This window comes from Clostridium sp. (genome assembly GCF_036660475.1).
Classification (GTDB): domain Bacteria; phylum Bacillota; class Clostridia; order Clostridiales; family Clostridiaceae; genus Clostridium_J.
On the sequence record NZ_JAVXAO010000029.1, the window covers coordinates 1 to 6,229 of the forward strand.

Sequence of the window (6,229 nt, forward strand, 5' to 3'; positions counted from 1 at the left end):
TGTAATTTCACAGATTTGTTTTACTGTCATTTCACCCTCTTGATAAAGTTTTAAATGTTGCCTGAAATGTCCTCTTAGTATTGGGGGACTTTAGTCCTGTAGGACTTTTATTATTAGAAGAGTTTGTTAAAGGGGGAGTTTTTTATGGATAGCTTAGATTTAGGAACTTTATTTTGGGATTATAAAAATGTAGATCGTGATACAGCATATAGAAGTTTAGTTGCAAATAAACCAAGGACACTGTACAAATACAGATCTGGTAATAAAAATTCTATAGATGATTTTAAAGACGAACAGTTATGGTTTAATGATCCCTTTGATACATTTGTAAGTGGGGCTTTATTTGATAATTCAATTGAGGACTTAAAAGAAACTATATTGAATAGAAAAAGTACTATAGATAAAATATTTGGCAAAGCAGAAACAAATATTGAAGAGGATGAATTATTTATAGAAAATTTCAAAAAAAATGAAGAAGCTCGTTTGAACTTTATAAAAACAGTGAGAAGCACATTTCGAGTAAGTTGTTTTTCTCAAAAGAATGATTCAATTTTAATGTGGAGTCATTATGCTAATTCGCATAAGGGGTTTTGCTTAGAATATGATTTTAAAATGTTGAAAGAATTAATTACACTGCCTTTACCAGTTAAATACTGCAATGATTTGCCTAACGATATAGATGATAAATTAAAATTAATTTTTACTAAATCTAAAGAGTGGAGTTATGAAGAAGAATGGAGATTAGTAAAACCTGCGGAAAAATGTGTAAGTCAAAGTAATATTATAGCTCCTATAGCGATTTACTTAGGAAGTAATATGGATGAACAAATTAAGAAATCAATAATGGATATTGCTAAAGGTAAAAATATAAAAATTTATAAGATGTATTTAAATCAAAATGAATTTAAATTAGAGGCTAAATTAATATGGGAGCCAAGATTGTAAGATATAGAATAATGATAAAGATTATATACATATAGTAGGTTATTTAGATTATTTGTAGAATTATTCATATAAAATATATTTTAGGGGGATATTTTATGGATTTAAAAATGAGTGATCTACCTCCACAATTTGAAAATATAGCTATGAGAGTTGGAATAGATATAACTAAGGTGTTATTTGAAGAATTTGGGGGGACATCTGTGTATTTTCCTACTGAAAAGATGATATATAAAGAAGCTCGTGATAGAGATATTATAGAAGAGTTCAATGGATTTAATGTAAAGGAATTAGCGAGTAAGTACAGAATGTCTGAAAGTTATGTTAGAGCTATTATTCGGAAAAATAAATAATCAAGTTGAATTTTTAGAAATTAAATTGTATTATTACGACTTAAATAAAGTTTTAGATTTTTAACAAAATACTAATAAAAAGAGCTCCATAATCTATTTTTAGATATGGAGTTCTTTTTATTTTAAGAAGTTAACAAGCTAAATAACAATATTAAAAAATTAAAGAGAATAATTAAAAAGACTGGTAAATTACTAAAAAAGTAAAGTTAACGTATTTTAGAATTTAAAACTATTAATTTAAGATTAACTTTAAAAAGTAAAGTTTCAAAAAAATAGAAACAAGTAAACTTATTACAATCACTTGCTTGTTGTCATTAATTAGTGATAACAAGGTCTTAAATTTGATTATTATTGAAATTTCATAAAATACAGCTATTTCAATGATTTAGATAATGTTTGGTGCTTTTTTTCGAGAATATGATAGTTAGGCCTATAATATTATACAAATAATCTTTCATTCTCAACATATATACCAATTAGTGCATTAATTTATCATCTATGTACTAATTGGTATTACTAGATTTGAACAAATTTTGGTGCAATTTTGCAGAAAAAACGCAGGTTGGCCTATAAAAATTTAACTTATCTATTTAAATTTAATCTCTAATTGCGTTTAATTTATGAAGCAAATACTCTTTTTTATTCAATGGATCATAAGTTGTTTTTTGGCGTGCTTTTGCAAATCCAGCGGAAACTTCCTTATACCCATAAAATTTTGTCACAAACATTCCCCTACCTTCTGTATATGAAGCTATTTTCATTTTATATTCTTTTGAATTTTCTACTGGAATTAATCCCTTTATTGAGAATTCATCCCCTATAACAATAGGATTATCAAAGGTTGCCCTCATAGTTTCTAAATCCCATACCGCTTTACTTAAAGCATTTTGAGGAATCCTTAAATCAAACTCATGTAATGGCTCTAATAAAACAGTTTGTGCTTTATATAATGCTTCCATTAATACCATAGGTGTCACATTTCTAAAATCTGCTGGAGTGCTGGCTGGACTAAAAAATTCACCACAGCTAAGAGTGACTTTTACATCTGTAACCTCCCATCCAAATAATCCTTGTTTGCTTGTCTTAATAACTGCTTCTTCAATTGCATTTTGAAAAGATTTTGGCAATGACCCTACTGAAACATTAGAAATATACCTAAGACCTTCGCCTCTCCCTGCTGGTTCTATTTCTAAGCCTACTGTCGCCCAAAATGGATTTAAGTCTTCCTGCATATGCATTATTGATGATCCAAAACCTTTAGGTGTTTCCTTATAGATAGTCTCAATATTCGAAAACTCTACTTTTATTCCATATAAATCATCTAAGATAGAACTTAGTATTTCCATTTGAACTTCACCGAATAAGTTGACATAAATTTCTTTATCCATGTCATTCATCTCTAATTCTAGTAGTGGATCTTCCTCTGCAAGTAATATTAATGCTTTAAATAGCTCTGGATTTTTTTCTTTATCAATTGCAGAAATTGTTGTTTTTAATGCTGGTTTAGCTATAGATATATTTTTAATTTTATTATTTGAAATTCCAATAACATCTCCCACTTGGAAACTTGTAAGTCCATATAAAATACCTATATCCCCTGCTTCTATCCTCTGTGCTTCAATAATTACACCATTTTCTAGCCTATTAATTTTCTTTACTTTTTCTGCTAGCTCCTTATTAGGTACTTGAATTTTATCTCTTACAGATATTTTTCCTCCAAATAATCTTACATAAACCTTCTTTTCATTTTTACTTGCTCTTTCGATTTTAAACACTACTCCAGATAAATCACTTTCACAATCATCACCTGAAAATGGAAAATAACTACAAATTCCATCTAATAAATCTTCAACTCCAAGTCCAATTGCTGCAGCACCACAAAATACTGGATATAGACTTCCTTCCCTTGCATATAATGAAAGCTTTTCTTGTATTTCTTCTTTATCAGGTTCTATTCCACCAATATATCTTTCTAAAAATGCTTCGTCTAAGTCTGATAAAACATTAATAGCATCATCATTTATTATGCATGTATCAAAATAAACAGCTTTGCTTCCTGCATCATATACTTCTTGTAATCTAACTACTTTATTGGACATATTCTTCTTTATCTCTTCAAATACTTTATTGAAATTTGCACCAATTCTATCTAGCTTATTTACAAAAATTATTGTTGGAATGTTTAACTCCTTTAATGTGTCAAATAATATTCTTGTTTGTGACTGAATTCCCTCTACTCCTGATATAACTAGTATTGCTCCATCTAAGCCACTTAATGAACGTTCAACTTCCGAAATAAAATCCACATGTCCTGGAGTATCAACAATATTAACCTTAACATTATTCCAATTAAAAGATATGGTTGACGATTTAATGGTAATTCCTCTCTTACGTTCAAGCTCCATAGAATCCGTCTGTGTATTGCCTAGATCAACTCTTCCAACTGATTTTATAGCTCCACTATAATATAATAAGTTTTCTGTTATAGTTGTTTTTCCTGCATCCACGTGTGCTACGATTCCTATATTAATTATTTTCTTCATAATCAATACCTCCAACTCTATCAACCACCTTTTTATCCATTATCATAGCAACAATATATAACACTAATACCGGTGTTACTAATAACGAAGTACATGCTATACCCATACTTACTGAAATATTTGTAGCTATGATTCCTATAATTGGTCCACCTAAAATTTGACCTAAGGAATTTATTTGTCCATTTATAGAAAGTACAGTAGCTCTGGCCTTGTCATCTATATGTCCATTAAGCCATGCACTAAATATAGGTTCATTTATAGTTCTAAAGGTACTTGTCGCTAAATAAGCTATTAGCATTAAGTTAAAGCTTTTTGTAATAGCAAATATGAACATAAATGATATATAAAATATATTTATACATAATAACAGCTTTCCATTTTGATTCTTATCATCATCCTTAAGCTTTTTTGCCATAAAATGCATTACTATAGCACTCAATATCATTCCTGAAATTCCAAAAATTCCGAACCAAGTCACTGATTTAAGGTTTCCAAGTTTAGGAAGCATAGTATCTTGTAAAAAATGCACATTAGAAAGTCTATCATAACCTTCACTGGATAATCCATAAAATAAAGTTACTGAAAGCAAAATTATAATTATAGGTTTGCTTTTTATAAATTTAATACCAGATTTAAAGGTATATCCCATCTTTTTGAATGTATTTAAATCCTCTGGAGCAGATGATTTAAAATTATTTTCTGGCATATATAACCATAAAAATAATGCAAGAATTATAAATAAAACTCCACTAACTATAATAGGTAGTCTTACAGAGAAATTAGCTATTACAGTGCTTAGTACTATTCCAATAACCGATCCTATCTGTCCTGCTTGTGCTCCCTTTATATAAATTTTATCCAAATCTTTATCTTTCTCTTCTTCCGCAATCCAAGCTTCAACAGATCCACTGATAAAAGTAGAACCTAATCCCCATATAATCTGTGCTGCAAGTATGAAAACGAAACTAGAAATAGAACCTTCTAAAATAAATCCCACTCCTGTTAAAACTACACCAATAACAATAGATAGTTTACGACTGTACACATCTGCAACTATGCCTGTAGGAATTTCAAATATAAAGCATGCTACTTCTAAAGTAGTTCCAACAAGTATAAGCTGAAGTGGATTTAAATGCACCGTTTCAATGTGATACACTATCATAACTGTAGCTACTAGCGAAAAACACATTGCTGTAATAGCTGAAAATAATAAATAAGTTTTATATGCTGAAAGTTTATTAACCATTAATCATCACCATCCTAATATTTCTTAAAAAATTTGTTTGTTTTTCATAATCTTCATATTTAAATATATAAATCATCAAAATAATCTCCTTAAATAAAAAAAGGCTGTAAATGAATATAATTCACTTACAGCCTCATAATTATATAACCTAAATATAAACATGAAATATAGAACTTTAATTTATATAGCTTATTATTAAGCTATTCAAATTAAAATCTTATACCATATCTATAAATGTAGCAAAAATAGACATAAAAATACCGTGTTTAGAACACAGTTTTCCTATTCTGCAAATAGAGGTGTAACATGCTCATTATAATACTGATTATTTTTAGAGTACACAAACAAACATGGTAATATCAATAATTGATTCTACCACAAATAAACCTTGAGTTATTCAAGATTTTTTCATATACTTTTTAAAATAATCCTTATTCAGTTAGTTTAGTTAAAAACTACCTCTTTGCGCATATTTATAACCCCTTTACATTTATATTTTTCATGTTTATATTTTAGTATAATTACATTATATATAAATTTTTAATTTTAGTCAATGCTTTTACTTTTACATTTATCAAAATTTAATCGAAACTTTATTAGGGGTAGAGTCCTATTTTCGCGGAAATCTTACGTTAAGGAATAATTTATATACTATGTTTTAATGAGGTATGCCCTATTGGAACATTAACTAAAATAAGTAAAATCAATACTTCGAGGTGTCCCAATAGACTTATATCACAATTATTTTAAAATTAAATAAGTCTATGCGTTTTGGTGGTTTATTAATAAAACACTCAAATTGCTACAACCATTGAAATTACTAGCTTAATTTTGTTTAACGTACGGATTGCACATTTTCCTGACGCTACCCCTATTAAAGAAGTTAAAAGTTATATATATGTAGCTTTAAAGGAGGATTTATTATGATTAAAAGACAGTACACTATAAAATAACAATTAGCACTTGAAATATTATCAGCAGTATTTTTTTTATTAATCTCAATATTTGATGTTTTCTTTAAATTAAAGTATATGGATCTCGCGTATGGGATTTGCATAGCTGTAGTAGTAGTTATTTTTATCTTTAACTCGGGGTCCCATCAGGAAAACGCGGAATAACAACGCTAAGGATTTTCCTGACCATTG

At 28.4% G+C, this 6,229-nt stretch carries 4 protein-coding genes; 2 read left to right on the forward strand and 2 right to left on the reverse strand.

Annotated elements, in window-relative coordinates; genetic code table 11:
• The first annotated feature begins 144 nt into the window (after window positions 1-144).
• Together RSA29_RS18595 and RSA29_RS18600 are read left to right on the forward strand one after the other, a co-directional pair.
• Window positions 145-945 carry a DUF2971 domain-containing protein gene (locus RSA29_RS18595; RefSeq protein WP_023050239.1) on the forward strand — a complete coding sequence of 267 codons (801 nt, stop codon included), beginning with the start codon at window positions 145-147 and terminating at the stop codon, window positions 943-945.
• 95 nt (window positions 946-1,040) lie between these two features.
• On the forward strand, window positions 1,041-1,295 hold the full coding sequence (locus tag RSA29_RS18600) for a Mor transcription activator family protein (RefSeq protein ID WP_023050238.1): 255 nt from the start codon (window positions 1,041-1,043) through the stop codon (window positions 1,293-1,295).
• 596 nt (window positions 1,296-1,891) lie between these two features.
• Here RSA29_RS18600 and tetB(P) read toward each other — a convergent pair.
• Together tetB(P) and tetA(P) are read right to left on the reverse strand one after the other, a co-directional pair.
• Window positions 1,892-3,838, reverse strand: coding sequence for a tetracycline resistance ribosomal protection protein TetB(P) (gene tetB(P) / locus RSA29_RS18605; RefSeq protein WP_023050237.1), 1,947 nt, complete (start codon window positions 3,836-3,838; stop codon window positions 1,892-1,894).
• Window positions 3,822-5,084 carry a tetracycline efflux MFS transporter TetA(P) gene (gene tetA(P) / locus RSA29_RS18610; RefSeq protein WP_025162446.1) on the reverse strand — a complete coding sequence of 421 codons (1,263 nt, stop codon included), beginning with the start codon at window positions 5,082-5,084 and terminating at the stop codon, window positions 3,822-3,824. Before tetA(P) ends, tetB(P) begins: the two co-directional genes overlap by 17 nt.
• Between the last annotated feature and the right edge of the window lie 1,145 nt (window positions 5,085-6,229).